At 66.6% G+C, this 15447-nt stretch carries 20 protein-coding genes; 14 read left to right on the top strand and 6 right to left on the bottom strand.

The annotated features are described in order from the left end of the window. Positions 1-68 precede the first annotated feature (68 nt). Positions 69-1364, bottom strand: coding sequence for an RNA polymerase sigma factor (locus tag VFG40_RS10520; protein WP_324897305.1), 1296 nt, complete (start codon positions 1362-1364; stop codon positions 69-71). After that, positions 1361-1735, bottom strand: coding sequence for a YciI family protein (locus VFG40_RS10525; RefSeq protein ID WP_324897306.1), 375 nt, complete (start codon positions 1733-1735; stop codon positions 1361-1363). The genes VFG40_RS10520 and VFG40_RS10525 overlap by 4 nt, the downstream gene beginning before the upstream one ends. Positions 1736-2182: 447 nt before the next feature. Between VFG40_RS10525 and VFG40_RS10530 the strand changes: the two genes are divergently transcribed. From VFG40_RS10530 to VFG40_RS10540, 3 genes are all read left to right on the top strand, one after another. Next, positions 2183-2479, top strand: a complete 297-nt coding sequence (locus VFG40_RS10530; protein ID WP_324897307.1) for a cupin domain-containing protein — start codon at positions 2183-2185, stop codon at positions 2477-2479. Positions 2480-2530: 51 nt separating this feature from the next. Then, positions 2531-3079 (top strand): cold shock domain-containing protein, encoded by a 549-nt coding sequence (locus VFG40_RS10535; RefSeq protein WP_324897308.1) that lies wholly within the window; start codon positions 2531-2533, stop codon positions 3077-3079. Between the two features lie 91 nt (positions 3080-3170). Continuing rightward, positions 3171-4145 carry a GlxA family transcriptional regulator gene (locus VFG40_RS10540; protein ID WP_324897309.1) on the top strand — a complete coding sequence of 325 codons (975 nt, stop codon included), beginning with the start codon at positions 3171-3173 and terminating at the stop codon, positions 4143-4145. Here the strand turns inward: VFG40_RS10540 and VFG40_RS10545 are convergent. Next, the gene (locus tag VFG40_RS10545) at positions 4100-4324 is read right to left on the bottom strand and encodes a hypothetical protein (protein ID WP_324897310.1); all 225 of its coding nucleotides are present in this window, start codon (positions 4322-4324) and stop codon (positions 4100-4102) included. The two genes, VFG40_RS10540 and VFG40_RS10545, sit on opposite strands and share 46 nt — an antisense overlap. Here VFG40_RS10545 and VFG40_RS10550 point away from each other — a divergent pair. Together VFG40_RS10550 and VFG40_RS10555 are read left to right on the top strand one after the other, a co-directional pair. Beyond that, on the top strand, positions 4323-4877 hold the full coding sequence (locus VFG40_RS10550; RefSeq protein ID WP_324897311.1) for a cytochrome P460 family protein: 555 nt from the start codon (positions 4323-4325) through the stop codon (positions 4875-4877). The genes VFG40_RS10545 and VFG40_RS10550 overlap by 2 nt on opposite strands. A gap of 435 nt (positions 4878-5312) precedes the next feature. After that, positions 5313-6176: an SEL1-like repeat protein gene (locus tag VFG40_RS10555; RefSeq protein WP_324897312.1), complete on the top strand. Its 864-nt coding sequence runs from the start codon at positions 5313-5315 to the stop codon at positions 6174-6176. A 155-nt stretch (positions 6177-6331) separates the two neighbouring features. On the opposite strand, the gene VFG40_RS10560 is transcribed toward VFG40_RS10555, so the two are convergent. Beyond that, positions 6332-6532 (bottom strand): hypothetical protein, encoded by a 201-nt coding sequence (locus VFG40_RS10560; RefSeq protein ID WP_324897313.1) that lies wholly within the window; start codon positions 6530-6532, stop codon positions 6332-6334. A 12-nt stretch (positions 6533-6544) separates the two neighbouring features. Further along, the gene (locus tag VFG40_RS10565; protein ID WP_324897314.1) at positions 6545-6757 is read right to left on the bottom strand and encodes a hypothetical protein; all 213 of its coding nucleotides are present in this window, start codon (positions 6755-6757) and stop codon (positions 6545-6547) included. A 765-nt stretch (positions 6758-7522) separates the two neighbouring features. Here VFG40_RS10565 and VFG40_RS10570 point away from each other — a divergent pair. From VFG40_RS10570 to VFG40_RS10600, 7 genes are all read left to right on the top strand, one after another. Continuing rightward, the gene (locus VFG40_RS10570; protein WP_324897315.1) at positions 7523-8320 is read left to right on the top strand and encodes an alpha/beta hydrolase; all 798 of its coding nucleotides are present in this window, start codon (positions 7523-7525) and stop codon (positions 8318-8320) included. Positions 8321-8427: 107 nt separating this feature from the next. Continuing rightward, a complete protein-coding gene (locus tag VFG40_RS10575) occupies positions 8428-8754 on the top strand; it encodes a hypothetical protein (RefSeq protein WP_324897316.1) in 327 nt (108 codons plus the stop codon). A 578-nt stretch (positions 8755-9332) separates the two neighbouring features. Beyond that, complete coding sequence (locus VFG40_RS10580; protein WP_324897317.1) at positions 9333-9749, top strand: response regulator transcription factor; 417 nt, start codon at positions 9333-9335, stop codon at positions 9747-9749. A gap of 134 nt (positions 9750-9883) precedes the next feature. Then, positions 9884-10426, top strand: a complete 543-nt coding sequence (locus VFG40_RS10585) for a DUF4199 domain-containing protein (RefSeq protein ID WP_324897418.1) — start codon at positions 9884-9886, stop codon at positions 10424-10426. Between the two features lie 242 nt (positions 10427-10668). Beyond that, positions 10669-11175, top strand: coding sequence for a DUF2975 domain-containing protein (locus tag VFG40_RS10590; protein ID WP_324897318.1), 507 nt, complete (start codon positions 10669-10671; stop codon positions 11173-11175). Beyond that, entirely contained in the window at positions 11175-11393 is a 219-nt protein-coding gene (locus tag VFG40_RS10595; RefSeq protein WP_324897319.1) for a helix-turn-helix domain-containing protein, read from the top strand. The genes VFG40_RS10590 and VFG40_RS10595 overlap by 1 nt, the downstream gene beginning before the upstream one ends. Before the next feature lie 183 nt (positions 11394-11576). After that, positions 11577-12047, top strand: a complete 471-nt coding sequence (locus tag VFG40_RS10600) for a hypothetical protein (RefSeq protein ID WP_324897320.1) — start codon at positions 11577-11579, stop codon at positions 12045-12047. A 140-nt stretch (positions 12048-12187) separates the two neighbouring features. Here VFG40_RS10600 and VFG40_RS10605 read toward each other — a convergent pair whose 3' ends face one another. Next, the gene (locus VFG40_RS10605; protein ID WP_324897321.1) at positions 12188-13099 is read right to left on the bottom strand and encodes a LysR substrate-binding domain-containing protein; all 912 of its coding nucleotides are present in this window, start codon (positions 13097-13099) and stop codon (positions 12188-12190) included. Between the two features lie 140 nt (positions 13100-13239). On the opposite strand from VFG40_RS10605, the gene VFG40_RS10610 reads away from it, so the two are divergent. Beyond that, entirely contained in the window at positions 13240-14127 is an 888-nt protein-coding gene (locus VFG40_RS10610) for an EamA family transporter (protein ID WP_324897322.1), read from the top strand. A 205-nt stretch (positions 14128-14332) separates the two neighbouring features. Further along, complete coding sequence (locus tag VFG40_RS10615; RefSeq protein WP_324897419.1) at positions 14333-15304, top strand: TerC family protein; 972 nt, start codon at positions 14333-14335, stop codon at positions 15302-15304. The last annotated feature ends 143 nt before the right edge of the window (positions 15305-15447 follow it).

The following is a 15447-nucleotide window of genomic DNA, read 5'->3' on the forward strand; positions in this document are numbered from 1 at the left end:
GGCGGGCGAAAGGAACGTGGCGGATCGGCCACCATATGGCCGGCATGTTGCCCGCCGGGGTCATGCGACTAGCTCGCCTGTGCTGCCTCTTCTGCAACTTCGGCTCGTTTCCGCGCCAGGTACTCGCGCACGCTGCGCTCGGTGGTGAGCACGATGGCCCTGTCGTAGGCCTCAAGGGCGTCCTCGAAGTGTCCCGCCTCCGCCAACAGATGGGCGCGGGTGGCCCATGCCGGTTGGAAGCGCCGGAGCGCCTCGTCCGGGATCAGGTCCAGCGCGGCCAGTCCATCTCTCGGCCCCTTCGCCCGCCCCGTGGCCGCGGCGAAGGCGACGCGGGCTCCCAGTGTCGGCACGATCGCTACCAACGCGGCGTACAGCGAGCGCAACGCGGCCCAGTTGGTCAGCCCGGAGGAAGCCCGCGCGCAGTGCACTGACTGGATGGCGGCTTCGAGCTGAAAGCGCCCGATCCGGCGAAACACGCTGGCCCGCCGCAGGAGATCCTCGCCTTCCCGGATCAGGCCCGCGTCCCATTGGGCCGGGTTCTGCTCCTCCAGCGGCAGGAACGCGTCTGCCGCACCGCGGGCACCCACGCGGGCCAGCGACAGCGAAAGGAGTGCTGCCAGCCCCAGTGCCTCCGGCTCGTCGGGGAGAAGCTCGGCGAGCATGACCGCCAGGTATCTGGCCTCGGCGGCGAGTGATTCGCGGACAGTCGGGCCGGAGACGACCAGCCAGTCGATCGCGTAGGCGCCGTAGACTGCTTCGAGTACGGCTTCCAGTCGCCCCGGCAGGTGGGCCGGGTCGGGCAGGGCGAAGGGAATCCGCGTCTCCCGGATGCGGCGCTTCGCCCGCACCAGTCGCTGCGCCAGCGTCGCCTCGGGGATCGCGAAGATCCTCGCGATCTGCCGCACCTGCAAGCCGAGCACGGTCTGCAGCATCAGCGGACTGCGCACGGCGGGGTCGATCGCCGGGTGTGCGCAGACGAACAGGAGCGCCAGGCGGCGATCGGGAATGGTGTCCGGATCGAGCTCATCGATCGCGCAGGCCGGTGAGTGGATCGCTTCGTCGAGCGGAGCAGAGGTTCGGTGGGCGGCGGAACGGTAGACATCCCTCTGGCGGTTGCGCGCGGCGGTGAGCAGCCACGCCTCCGGGTTCTCCGGCGTGCCCGCCTGTGGCCATCGTTGCAGCGCCTGCGCGAATGCATCAGAGAGACAGTCCTCTGCCAGCTGGATGTCGCCGTTGGAAGCGGCAAGGATCGCGACCAGACGACCGTAAGAGGCGCGGGCTACCTGCTCCGCTCGTGCCCGGGCAGGCGCCTCCACGGGCACCGTGCTTCCGCCGTCGGCACCCGCTGGCATCCCGTTCGTCACGCCGGAATCCAGCGCCCGCCGACAAAGCGCACCGCCGACGGACGGATCTCCACCGTGCCCCACTGCGCCGCCGGGCACTTCTCCGCCCAGGCGAGCGCCGTGTCCAGATCCGGCACGTCGAGCACGAAGGTGCCGCCAAGTTGCTCCTTCGAGTCGGCGTACGGGCCATCCTGCACCTGGAGCCCGCCGTGCCGGAGCGTCACGGTAGTGGAGAGTGCGGAAGGCTGCAGGACCTCGGCGCAGACCAGGACATCCGCCTCCTCAAGCGCCTTCGCATAGGCCTGGAACGCCGCCATGCCGGCCTCGATCGCCTCCTTGCCGATATCTTCGGCGGTGGCTTCGGCGTAATGGAGAAGTAGGGTGTAGCGCATGGTTTGTCCTCTGCTGGGATGGCCGAGCGAGCAAGCGTCGCTGCCTGCCTCCCATGACGATCGAGAGCGGCTCCATTCGACACCGTCGGGCTCGCGCGGTGGTTGATCCTGCCGCAACATGATGGGACAGCAAGCCCGCGAGAAGCGCCCTTGAGGCGCTGTCCCGCGCAGCGCCGGTCGGCGCCGCCGAGGTGGGCGGCCGTCATTCCTGGACATCCCGACGGCATGTCCATGGGGGCTACGGCGCGCGCGACCTGGCAAGGCTCGTCCGGCCGTTCCGGCTTCAGGCGGGCGCGACGCGGGAGCGATTCCCGGCCCGGCAAGGGGCTTCTCTTCTCCAGGCGGGTGCCGTAGAAATCCACTCTGCCGCCGCTTGCCGGCGCGCGTTTATCGGTACTCCATCAACGGCCGGCCACGTCTGCCGGCAGGGGCCCAGGGGGGCAGGGTATGAGCAAGATTGATCTTCATGCGGTGGCGGACGGCCTTCCGGCCGCCTGGTCGTCCCGTATCGTCGGCCGCGCGGCCGGGGCGAATCTGAAGGTCGTGCGAATGGACGGGGCGGCGTTTCCCGAGGAAGTACATGACTTCGACGAAGCGCTGCTGGTGATGTCCGGGCGCATGAATCTTCACGTAGCGGGTGCGTTGGTGCAGGTCAATGCGGGTGAGGTCTTCATCGTGCCGGCCGGCGTGCCGCACGCGGTCGACTCCGGCAGCGACGGTGTGCTGGTTATCGTGGACGCCTGAGGACCTGGATATCACGCGCGCGATCGGCGCAGACACGGAGATGGTCGAGCCATGAAAACCCACGGCACCCTTGTGACCTGGAACGACGACCGGGGCTTCGGCTTCATCGAGTTGCCGGGAGGCGGCGAGAGGGTCTTCGTGCATATTTCGGCGTTCCCGCGCGGCGGCGTGCGGCCGGTCGTGGGGGAGCTCGTTTCTTTCGAGATCGATGCGCGCGAGGCGGGCAAGAAGCGGGCGGTGCGGGTCATGCGGTGCGGCAGCGGCTTGCAGTCACGGCGCTCGCGGCAACCGGCCGCGGCACATCGGAGCAGCAGCGCGCTCGGTTCGCTGGTCACTTTGCTCTTGCTGATCGCGATCGGTTGGTACGGCTACCAGCAATTCAGCTCCAACCAGGAGCCGCCGGCGGCGCCGCGGGTGCATGCCCTGCGCGCCGCGGCGCCGGAGCCGGCCTCGCCCTTCAGCTGCGACGGCCGCACAAGGTGCCCGCAGATGCACTCGTGCGCCGAGGCCAGGTTCTTCCTCAGGCAATGCCCGGGCACGCAGATGGATGGCGACGGCGACGGCGTGCCCTGCGAGAGCCAGTGGTGCCCGGCCGAATAGCGGGTGACACGCAGCGCAGGCAGAAACGGCCGTCACGGTCGGCCGGCCCAGCACAATGCGCAAGGCCACTTACCCGGAATCGTTTTCCTCCATGACTTCACCATCCTCCACCCGGTCCATTGGCCTGCTTGCCTACGACGACATGCAGGCGCTGGACCTCGTCGGTCCGCTGGACGTGTTCGGCGGCGCGAACGCGCTTGCGCACGGTGCACCGCCGTATGAGCTGCGGGTCATTGGTCTGCACGCGCGCGCCGTGCGCGCAGAGAACGGTTTATCGATCGTGCCTGTGCACACGCTGGAGGACGCGCCGCCGCTGGATACGCTGCTGATACCGGGCGGCCGGGGTGCGCGTCTCGCCCTCAGTCGCGATGCGCGCCTGCTCGACTGGTTGCGCGAGCGCTCAAAAGACACGCGGCGGATCGTCTCGGTCTGCACCGGCGCGTACGTGCTGGCGGCGACCGGGTTGCTGGATGGCCGCCGCGTCACGACGCATTGGGGTTATGCCGACGACTTCGCGCGCCGCTATCCCGCCGTGCATGTCGAAACGGACCGGCTGTTCCTGCGCGACGGGTGCTTCGCCACCTCGGGCGGGCTGACCGCAGGCATGGACCTGGCACTCGCGCTGGTGGACGAGGATCTCGGCGCGGCGGCGGCGCTCGAAGTCGCGCGGTACCTGGTGATGTACGTGAAGCGGCCCGGCAACCAGGCGCAGTTCTCCACGCCGCTGGCGGCGCAGGCGCAGGGCAACGGCCGCATGGGTGCGCTGGTGGGCTGGCTGCTGGCGCATCTGGACGAGGACATCGGCATGGAACGCATGGCCGATCAGGTGGCGATGAGCGCGCGGCATTTCCGCCGGGTGTTCGCCGAGACGTTCGCGATGACGCCGGCACGGTTTGTCGAGAAGCTGCGGCTGGAACAGGCCTGCATGCGTCTGACGCACGGCAGGGCGCCCATCGAGCGCATTGCGTCGAGCGTGGGTTTCAACAGCGCCGACGCGTTCCGCCGCGCGTTCCGCGCCCGCTACGGAGCGACGCCGAAGGAATACCGCGAACGGTTTTCCTTCTGAGGTCTGGCCGGATTCGTCGGCTTTGCGTCCTTCGTGGCGCGCAGCGCGGCAGCAAAATTCCGCAGCCCCCACTGTCGGAGAACACCCGTGCTGTCGAAGCCGTCTTGCCTTGTACTGATCGCCGCGATGGCCAGTGTTTCCTTCGCGGCGACAGCCGATGATCCGGATTCGGCGAACATGCATGCTCCTGCCTACACCGCCAGCGGCGAGCTGATCCAACCGGCGGATTATCGCCAGTGGGTGTATCTCAGCTCCGGCCTGGACATGAGCTACAACCCCAGGGCGATGGCCTCGCCAAGCCCGATGTTCGACAACACCTTCGTCAACCCCGGGAGCTATCGCGCCTTCCTGCGCACCGGCAGCTGGCCGGACAAGACCGTCATCGTGCTGGAGGTGCGCGGGTCGATGGGCAAAGGGTCGATCAACCAGCGCGGGCATTACCAGAGCGGGGCCGTCCAGGGCATGGAAGTGCACGTGAAAGATGCCGCGCGCTTTCAGGGCGGCTGGGCGTTCTTCAGCTTCGACGACGGTGGTGCGCCGGCGAAGCAGATCCCGGTGAGCGAGGGGTGTTACTCGTGCCACAGCGCACACGCCGCGGTGGACACGACATTCGTGCAGTTCTACCCGACGCTGTTGCCCATCGCCACGCAGCACGCCACCCTGAGCGCTGAGTACCTGAAGGACACGGCGAAACTCGCGGCGCCCCCGGCAGCCCGGGCTGGTCAGGAGTAGAGACTTCTGCTCCGCGGGGCACAAGCCGACGTTTAGACGCTGGAGCCGGTGTGTGCTTCCCAGCGGCGGCGTCATGGAATGTCTTCCCCGACTCCTGCGTGTGCTAACTCGGTTATTGTGCCCAGCCGTCGAGTCGGGCGATCAGGGGAGCCAGCATGAATGCACATGCCATTGCGGCGCGTCGTCGTCGTGCGAAAACTGGGGTCAGAGCGCACTTTCTTGAAGCTAGTCTTGTAGAAAGTCGGCTCTGACCCCTGTTTTATTGACTCTCGCAGCCGCCATGTTTGCGGAGGCGAAAACGGCAATCACAAAATGTTGGGCCGAGTGAGATAGTCCCACCAGCCACTTAACTCGCTGATTACGTCCACCATTTTGTTGTGGCTTCAGCTATGGCAACGCTACTCTCGGCCATGAAAAATAAAGGCAAGGACGACCATGAAACCCTTATTTCTCGCACCAATCTGCATGCTGCTTGCAGGCACCACATCGGCGCACGCCGCTCAGACAACGAACAGTCCAGAGGAACAGGCGCCATCCTCGGTTACCGCACCTCGTGACACCGTCCACGATCCAGTGCCACCGCCGGTACCCACCCCTGACGTTCAGCGCATTCTGAAAACCATGGGCCGCTCCTCGACCGAGGGGCACCCTGATCTATTCGGCCAATTTGCCGGCATGCGACGCCTGTTTGCCGGAGACTACGAGGGCGCCTTGAAGTATTTCAAGATGGGCGCACGCTACGCGGACAAGCTCTCCCAAATCAGCATCGGCAACATGTATCTCAATGGGCGTGATGTCGACAAGGATCCCGTCACCGCGTGCGCATGGATCAGCTTGGCCGCCGAACGCAACTACCCGATATACCTCCAGGCGCGAGACCAAGCCTGCAAGTCGTTGAGCACGTCGGAGTACGACAGGGCCAAGGCGGTGCTGCATACATTGGAGCCCGAGTACGGCGACGCGGCAGCCAAGCCGCGAATGGCGGCGGCCTTGCGCTCGGCCCGACTGGCGTTTACCGGGTCACGCGTCGGCTTCGACTTCGGAGTGCAGCACGACGCACTGAATCACCTGGAGCTTCAGAAGCGCGACAGCGACTGCGGCACAACGCCACTCACCCTCGGCACGGTTGAAGTGCCGGTTGGCATGTGTGGCACGTACGATCCGGCGTTGTTCGATGCGAAGAAATACTTTGCCGCACGCGACGCGCAATGGTTTGGCAACGTCACCGTTGGGGCGACGCAAACGGCAGATGCACCAGCTTCTCGGAAAACTGAGAAAAAGTCCGACGAAACGCGCTGATTGGCGGCAGACGGAGCAGCCCAGCTAACCGCGTTTCTGTTTCTTCGACCCATCGGCTTTTCAAGAAGGAAAGCACGCGGTTCTGGGTCGACCTTCAGAAACGCCAACTTTCGGAAAGTGCACTCTGCACCCTGGTGTTAGTCGAATGGAGTGAATCACGCGCGGATGATCCTGCCATCGCGCAATTCGAACATGGGGATGCCGCTTGGCTTCTTTCCACTTTTGCCGCCAACAACGCGCTCGCTGATCACGACCATCTGACCGTTGACCAGCTTGCCCAGCTGTTCCGAACGGAAGCGTGGTGGCATGCGTTTGAACAAGTCGCCATAAAGATCACGCGGGGCAGCGATGCCCACCAGCGGGCCGCGCTACTGGGTCACATACGTGATCACTACATCATGGGCCAGGTCATCGAGGCTGTAGCCGGACAGCCCCAGCTCGGCAAAGACCACCATCACCGCGCCTTTCGCCACCGCCTCGCGCAGTTGCGCAATCGTCGGCTCGGCGTGACACGCCGGGTCGGCCAGCCGCATCGACGGCAGGACGGCCGCCAGCCGCGCGAAACAGTAGCGATAGGGCAAGTGGATATCGGACGGGCTGCAGAACTCCAGCCAACGTGGCGCCTGCGCACGCGACGTGGTTTCGGCGGTACAGCGAAACCGGGGACACCTGGCGTGCCCGCAATCCGCGATGCTCCTCATGCCCCTTATTCCCGCCACAGCGCAACGCAATAGCCGAGGGCCGGTCGAGCGAGAGCCGCTTTTGAACGGCGAAGCCGGTCGCCCGGTTTAGAGGCACTGGATTCCGGCTTTCGCCGGAATGGCGGCAGTTTGACGTGCGGTGGCCTGCGCGCTCTGGCTCGTCATCCCAGCGATGGCCGGGATCCAGCCTATTCGCTTTTGGCGAAATCCATCGGCGCCGGCCTGCTTGAACCAGCGGCCGAGACGACAACGAGCAAATCCAATCAACCACCCACATCACTCCGGCAACTTGAACGCCACCAGCGCATCGCCAATCAGCGTATCCAGCTTCCCGTACCCGGCCCTGGTCCGTGGGGCGCAAGCCGACGTCCAGACGCTGGAGCCGGCGTGTGCTTTCCAGCGGCGGCGTCATGGAATGTCTTCCCCGATTCCTGCGTGTGCCAACTCGGGTATTGTGCCGAGCCGTCGAGTCGGGCGATCAGGGGAGCCAGCATGAATGCACATGACATTGCGGCGCGTCGTCGTCGTGGACCATTCCGTTTCCGGTGTCGGTGGCTGGCGCAGCACCTGGCAGGCAGCCTTGGGTGGCTGCTTCTGGGAGTCGCTGCGGTTCAAGCGGCAGCGGCAGATGCGCCGGCCGCGCCGTTGCATTTCGACGACGCCCGTCTGTTCCACGCGGCCAAGCGACTTCCTCCCCGCCTGTGGGCCGACGCGGCGCAGGACGACTCGCGTCAGGCCATGCTGCTGAAGGCGCCCGATGGTGTGGCTCTGCGCGGATGGTTTTATCCCGCGCCCACGCCGGACGCGCCGTACGTGGTGACGTTCCACGGCAACAACGAGACGATCGGCGACGCGTTCACGCAGGCCCGTGACGGGTTTTTCTACGCCACGCTTGGCTTCAATCTCGTCACCTTCGACTACCGCGGCACGGGCTTCAGCGACGGCACGATCTCGCTGGAGCAGGCGCGCGCCGATGCGCTGGCGATCGTCGACCTGGCGATGACGAAAGCGGCGGGACGACCGATGTACGTGGTCGGCTGGTCGCTGGGTTCGGTGTTCGCCAGCCATGCTGCGGCGAGTCGCCCCGCCATCGCGGGCCTGGTGTTGCTTGATCCGATGGCCTCGGCCGATGCGCTGCCGGCGGCTATCGCCCGGGCGCTGCACCGACCGGTGGAGGTGGCTGCCAGCGTGCGTGCCGGCATCCGCAACGCCGAAGAACTTCGGCGCTACCACGGGCCGCTGCTGGTAGTGCACGGTACGGCGGACGAAGTGATCCCCGTGGCTGAAGGACGCGCCGACCTCGCCGCGGCCAGTTCCGAGGACAAGACCTTCGTGCCGGTGGAGGGCAAGGGCCACGTCGCGGCGATCTGGTCGGTGGAGGCGGACAACGCCATGGCAGCGTTCTTCGCCCGCCACCCGCCTGTGAACGGGGTCGGCCGGTGATGCGTGGGGTGGCGGCCGTCCGACGCGGCGGATTGACTTCGCGTTCGCGCCGCGGAAACGCGCCGTCGCCGAGGCTGGTCGCTCCACTCGATGTTCGGGAGACGCCCATGAACAACCGCAAGCACGCGGCCGACAGGCCGGAAGATACCGATGCGACCAAGACCCCCGACGCACGCCTCGGGCCTGCCGATGCTGGCAAGGATGGCGAGCGCGCGGCGGACGGTGCCGGTCGTGATCGGCTCGACCTGATCGAGCAGGCGGATGAGCGGACCGAGGAGTCCGCCAGGGAGCGGGCGCGCGACGTGGGCGCCGAGACGCCGGGGGACCCCGGCGAGCAGATGTCCCAGCCGTTGGGAGACGGCAATTACCTGCGCGAGGGAAATGGCAACACGCCGCTGCGGGAGCAGGGGCCGAACGGCAACGTCGATATCTGACGGCGCCGGCCGGAGCAGGGAAAACGCGAACGTTCCTGAAGCGGGCGCCGTGGCAGATCCAGGTTTGCCTCCTGTTTTAGCTGGCGTAGGCATGCCTGCCCGCGACCTCTCCCCGGTCCCGCCGGCCTCGCCGCGACATAGGGGTGCGATCCGGCGAGATCGGGTTGGTGTTCACCGAGGGTGCTCGGAAGGTCCATGTCTTGCAGCACGGCTGTGGTCGGCAAGCGCAAGCGGCGCACTTATGTCTGGCAATGCTGCACGGTGCCGAGGTGCGCGCCGCACTTACAAAGTGACCCCGGTTAGTTGCGACACCACGGTGGGAGAGATTGGCTTCGCCAGGGTTCCACACGTTCGGGTCCGACGTGGCGCTGGCGACGCTGATCAAAAAGCGGCTAGCGGACCGAAAGCCGGCAGGTCGTGCAGAGGGAAGAGCACGCTTGGTGAGGGTCGCCATCCGGGCCTGACCTGGCTCGCTCGCCTCCCCATGCTGCCTTGGTGCGGCCATGCCGCCCCGCCGGCTTCACACGCGGCCCGTGCCGGTTTGACCACGCGAGCGCCGCCCGTCGTACCCTTCGTGCATGTGGAAGCACATTGCCCTCTATGCCGCGTTGTTCGCGCTCGGCGCCCTCGCGCTGCAGTGGATCGACATGCAGCGCATGGCGCGGCTGTATCCGGAGTCGGTCTACGACGCCCTGCTGGCGGCGGGCTTTCTGGCGCTGGGCGTGTGGATCGGTGCGCGGATGCTCGGCCGGCGCGCAGGCGATACCGTCTTCGACGGGAATCCGAAAGCGCTGGCGGAGCTGGGAATCAGCCCGCGTAAGGTCGCGGTGCTTCAAGAGCTGGCGGCGGGGCTGTCCAACAAGGAAATCGCCCGGAGCCTTGGCGTGTCGCCCAACACGGTCAAGACCCACCTGGCGCGGCTCTACGAGAAGCTGGGCGCAACGCGGCGTACGGATGCGGTGCGGCGGGCCCGCGAGCTCGGGCTGCTGCGCTGAGGGGTAGACGAGGCTCTCGGCCGCGCGCCGGCGCGGGAAAACGGGTGAATCGGCCCGAATCACCCGTTCGGGCGATGGAAGGCAGAGCCGCCGTGCCCTGCATGCGTGCCTGTCCAACCAGGAGGAGACGGGTGATGCTGCGTGACATTTTGAAGTTCGGGGTGATCGCCGGGCTGGTGCTGGCTGCCGGCATGTGGATAACCCTGCTGGCCTTTCATGGCGCCATGTCACACGGCGCCATGGGCATGTTGCTGGGCTACCTCACGATGCTGGTTGCGCTGAGCGCGGTGTTCGTGGGGATCAAGAGCCACCGCGACATGGCCCGCGGCGGCGTGATCCGGTTCTGGCCTGCCTTTGGAATGGGGCTGGCCATCTCATTGGTGGCGAGCCTTTTCTACGTGGTGGCGTGGGAAATCGCACAAGCCACGGTCGTGCATGATTTCGCCGCGCAGTACGCCAGTTCGGTGATCGCCCATGCTACGGCCAAGGGTGCCGATACGGCCGAGGTCGCCCGGCTTACCGCCCGGATGGAGGCGTTCAAGGCGCAGTACGCCAACCCGCTGTACCGGGTACCGATGACCTTCGCCGAGATATTCCCGGTCGGCGTGCTCGTGTCGCTGGTATCGGCAGCGATCTTGCGCAACCCGAGGGTGCTCTCGGCCCGGACTCGAGCCTGAGCCCGCACAAGGGCATGCCGCTGCCCGATGCGTCGAGACAAGGCGGTCGCAACATGAAGGCTGCTCCCGGCGTGATGCATGCGGCGATGCACCGGCAGCGCCGCGCGCAGCGGGCGGGGGCATGACGCTCCGCCGCGCGGCAGGTGCAGAGACATCCTCGTTCGACGAGTGGCATTGAAATGCATTACATATCTATCGCAAATCGATAGTATTCGATCACTCAACGACACGGGGAGAGGGTCATGGGCAATCTTGCCATTCTGGCGCTGCGCGCGGTGATCGCAGTGGGGCTGCTCGGCTCGCTGGCGGTGCAGTGCGTGATCGCGCCGCTGCTGTGGCAGGACCTCGCGCTGGCACGCGCGGAGGTGCGCGTGCCGCTGGTGCTGATCGTGGTGCTGGGGGTGTTGACGATCCAGGTGACGGCGGTTTGCGTGTGGCGGCTGTTGACCATGGTGCGGCGGGGCACGGTGTTCTCGCCGGCGGCCTTTCGCTACGTGGATGTCGTGATCGGGGCGATCGCCGCGGCCTCGGTGCTGACCTTCGGCCTAGCCGTGGTGGGCGCGCACGTCAACCGCACCACGCCGGGCGACGAGATCGCGCCCGGCATGATCGCCCTGATATGCGGTGCGTCTCTGGTGATCGGCGGCGTGGCGCTGATCGTGCTGGTGCTCAGAATGCTGCTGGCACAGGCCGTGGCGCTGGATTCGCAGGCACGCTACCTGCGCTCGGAACTGGATGAGGTGATCTGATGGCCATCGTGGTGGACATCGACGTCATGCTCGCCCGGCGAAAGATGGCCGTCGGCACCCTGGCCGAGCGGGTGGGCATCACTCCCGCCAATCTGGCGGTTCTGAAGAACGGCCGTGCCAAGGCGGTCCGCTTCACGACGCTGGCGGCACTGTGCGAGGTGCTGGCATGCCAGCCGGGGGACCTGCTGCGCTTTGAGCCTGATGCGCAGGAACCGTGAGCGCAGGAACCGCAGGCGGCGCGGATCATTGGCGGCGTCTTGCGAAATGCAGCGCGGTTGCGGAGGATCGCCGGCGCAGGGGCGCGCGCAAGCCAACACGCGGCCCCTGCCGCCGCCAGCAAGCCGGTGTCGGCTTTCATCGGCCCTTGCAGGGCGCTTTGCATTGGGGAACAGGGGGAATTCATGCGTTGCATCGTGATCCTGCTTTTGGCCGTGTCTGGGGCATGCGCAGCCGCTCCGGTGCCGGATCAACCGGCACGGGTGAGGGAAGCCACGGCGATCTGCCTCGATGCGCTGGATTTCGCGCAGGGCGATGTGGCGAGCCTGCTTGATGCAAAGAGCCGCTTCACCGCGCAGGGCTGGGCAGAGTTCATGAAGAAGCTGCAGGGTTGGCAGGACGACAAAGGGGCGCCGACGTTTTCCTCGCGCTTCGTACCCTCCGGTGCCGCGCTGGACGTGCGCCGCCACGACGGCGTGCTCGACCTCACCCTGCCGGGCGTGCTGGAGCAGACCAGCCGCAATCCCTATGGCGGCGTCTCGGTAACGAAGTACCGGGCCGAGATCGACGTGCAGTTTGCGGAGTCCACGCGCACGGTCACGCACCTGAAACAGCGCACCTGCGGCGGCGCGGGTTCGCATCCGTCCTGCCTTTAGTCCAGCCTTTCGGCGAGCAGCAGCGGAGGCGTGCTCGAGTCGGGGCTGCGCGGCGCAGTGGGCGCCACAAGGGGTGGCAGGCGGAATTGCTGCCGCCGCAGGGACACGTCGCCAGCTGGGCGAATAGATCGACGCGATGGTCAGTAGGCCGGCGCTCTCTGGCTTTCCTCGAGCATCCACTGGAAAAAAGCGCGCACCTGCGGCATGTCGCTGTGATCCTCGCGGCACACCAGCCACGCTGCCTTGTCGGTCTGTTCCGTTTGTGTGGCGATCCGCTCCAGCCGTTCCTCACCGATGAATTGCATAGCCAATGACAGGCGGACCCATGCCACGCCACAGCCGTAAGCGGCAGCCTGGGTGAGCAACAGCGCGTCGTTGAATGCGTGCCCGTCCGCCGCGGGTAGCTTCGGTCCGGGCGCCTTGTCAGGTGATGTCGGCGGGAGTCGCGCGGGCCACGCCTCGTGCACGTGCCGCAGTAGCTGGTCGCCTCGCCAGCGGGACGGATCGGCGCCGTGCGCGGCGATCCAAGCGGGTGAGGCGACGGCCACCATCCGGTCGCTCCACAGGCGGCGACAGTGCAGGCCTCGACGATCGAAGTGGCCGAAGCGGAGCGCCGCTACCGGTGTCGCCGGCTGCAGACTGCGCATGTCGTAGCCGGTTTCCACCGACAGCGTGATGCGTGGGTGCGCGCAGGCGAAACGGGCCAGGCGCGGCAGCAGCCACGTACTGGCCACCGACGGCAGGGTGAGTACCAGCAGGGGCTGCCGTGTCGGCGCGTCCTCCTTCAGGTTGAGGGCGCCCAGCAAGTGGCGGATGGGATCACCGATGCGCGCGCGCAGACTGCACCCGGCGTCGGTCAGTGTTACGCGCGGGCCTTGGCGCACGAACAGCAGTTCCCCGCACCAGTGCTCGACCGCCTGCACGTTTCGGCTGATCGCGCTGTGGCTCAGATGCCGCTCCGCCGCGGCACGGGTGAAACTGCCCAGCCGTGCCGCCGACTCGAAAGACTGGAGCGCGGCCAGGCTCGGCAGTGATCGCGGGTTCTGGGGCATGACCGTCGTCGACCCTCACTAATGTGCAAGAAGCGCATGATGAATGCGCTTGAATATCGCTTTTCCACGCCAAAAGCATAATGGAAAGTGCTCGCTCTCTTGCAGCGGGAGTGCATCGCGTGCGGTATCGGGACTATGCAATGGCCGTCGGCGTAGCGGCCGTCTGGGGCCTCAATTTTTCAGTCATCAAGCTCGGTGTCCGGCAGATCGATCCGCTGGTGCTTGCGGGCTTGCGGTTCACCCTCACCGCATGGCCGCTGGTTTTCTGGCTTCCGCGTCCGTCGGTACCGTGGCGCTGGCTGGCCATCTACGGAATGAGCTTCGGGGTCGGCACCTGGGGCCTGGTGACGATGAGCTTGCGTGCAGGGCTGTCCCCGGGACTGGCGGCGTGGCTGCTTCAATCGAGCGCTTTCCTGACTCCGCTGCTGGCGGCGTTGTGGCTCGGCGAGACAATGAGCCGCCGGCAGCAGCAGGGCGGCCTGCTTGCGCTGGCGGGCTTGGTGGGGGTGGTGGCGGCCAGCGGCGGCACGGCAACCGTGGGAGGCATGGTGCTGGTCATGGCGGCGGCAGCTGCGCTGAGCCTGGCCAACGTCACCGTGCGGCGCGCGCGTCCGTCCCACGTGCTTGGCTTCCTCGTCTGGAGCAGCCTGTTTGCGCCGCTGCCCCTGTTCGCACTGGCGTGGGCCACTGCCGGCACCGCCGCATTCTCGCGGCTGCCGGCACAACTCGATCCGGTTGCGTTGGCTTCGCTGGCGTTTCAGGTATACCCCACCACGCTGCTCGGCTACGGGGTCTGGAACACTCTCATCGTGCGCCACTCGGCCACCGAAGTGGCACCCGTGGCGCTGCTGGTGCCGGTGGCCGCCACGCTGTTTTCGATGGTGATCTTCGGCACGTACCCGAACCTCGGGCAATGGGCGGGCATCGCATCAATCATGGCCGGACTGGTGGTGTCCTTGCCGCCACGGCTCGCTGGGCGACGCGCGCGCAACGGCAGCGTGACAAGGCGGTGCGACGGGACGGCGTGATCGAGGGCACGCCCTGGCGCGGACGAACCTCCGCGGCGCGGGAGCCGCTCCCCGCATCCACGACATGCGTGGGCAGGCGGCCAATTCGGCCAAGGGCGAAGGCAACACGCTTCGCAGAGGTGGCGTCGGTGCGTTTCGTCCAAACCGGCGCTATAAAGCAGCCGAAGCGGGAGTTTTAAGTTTCCCCTGAGGCCTGGAAATGACCATCGAATCCACCGGCACGCCGCTGCTCTATGCGGCCTTCGCGCTGCTGCTCGTCCTCCTGCTGGCGGTCGATTTCCTGGTGCTGCGGGTCGAGGGATCCCACCGGGTGAGCGTGAAAGAGGCCGCCGTGTGGACGGTGGTGTGGGTGATGGTGTCGCTCGCGTTCTGCGGCTGGCTGTGGTGGTACCTGGACGGCCGATTCCCGCGGGAGGTGGCGAACAAGAAGGCGCTGGAATACCTCAGCGGCTATCTCATCGAGAAGGCGCTGGCGACCGACAACGTCTTCATGTGGATCACCTTCTTCCAGTTCTTCTCGGTGCCCCCGGCCTACCAGAAGCGCGTGCTGCTGTATGGCGTGCTGGGGGCGATCGTCATGCGCGCGGTGTTGATCTTCGTCGGCGCGGTGCTGCTGGTGCGGTTCCACTGGGTGCTGTACGTGTTCGGTTTCATCCTGCTGCTGACCGGCGGCAAGATGCTGCTGTTTGCCGGCAGGCAAGCCTCACTCGACACCAACCCGGTGCTGCGCTGGCTGCGTCGCCACATGCGCATGACCGACGAGCATCACGGCGAGAAGTTTTTCGTGGTCAAGCAGGGGCTGCGCTACGCCACGCCGCTGTTCGTGGTGCTGGTGCTGGTGGAGGTGACCGACCTGATCTTCGCGGTCGATTCGATCCCGGCGATCTTCGCCGTCACCGACGACCCGTTCATCGTGTTCACCTCGAACATCTTCGCCATCCTCGGCTTGCGCGCAATGTATTTCCTGCTGGCCAACATGGCCGAGCGCTTCCACCTGCTCAAGTACGGGCTGGCGGTGATCCTGATCTTCATCGGGGTGAAGATGCTGCTGCTGGATATCTACAAGATTCCGGTCGGCATTGCGCTGGGCGTGGTCGGCCTGATTCTCGCCGTGTCGGTGGCGGGCAGCCTGCTTGCCTCGGGCCGCGCCCCGCCCGGTGCGGGCAAGCCTGGCTGAAGGACGCCCGGAGGCGGAGACGGGTGCAGGGCAGTTCCTCATGTCGGCACCGCTGCGCGGGACAGTCGCTTCGGTCGGTTGCGGGCGTAGCGCGGTGTTCACGCGCTGAAGCAGGCCCGGCGTGCTATCCCGGATGGACACTT

The sequence above is a fragment of the Dyella sp. genome (assembly GCF_035685805.1).
Taxonomy (GTDB): domain Bacteria; phylum Pseudomonadota; class Gammaproteobacteria; order Xanthomonadales; family Rhodanobacteraceae; genus Dyella_A.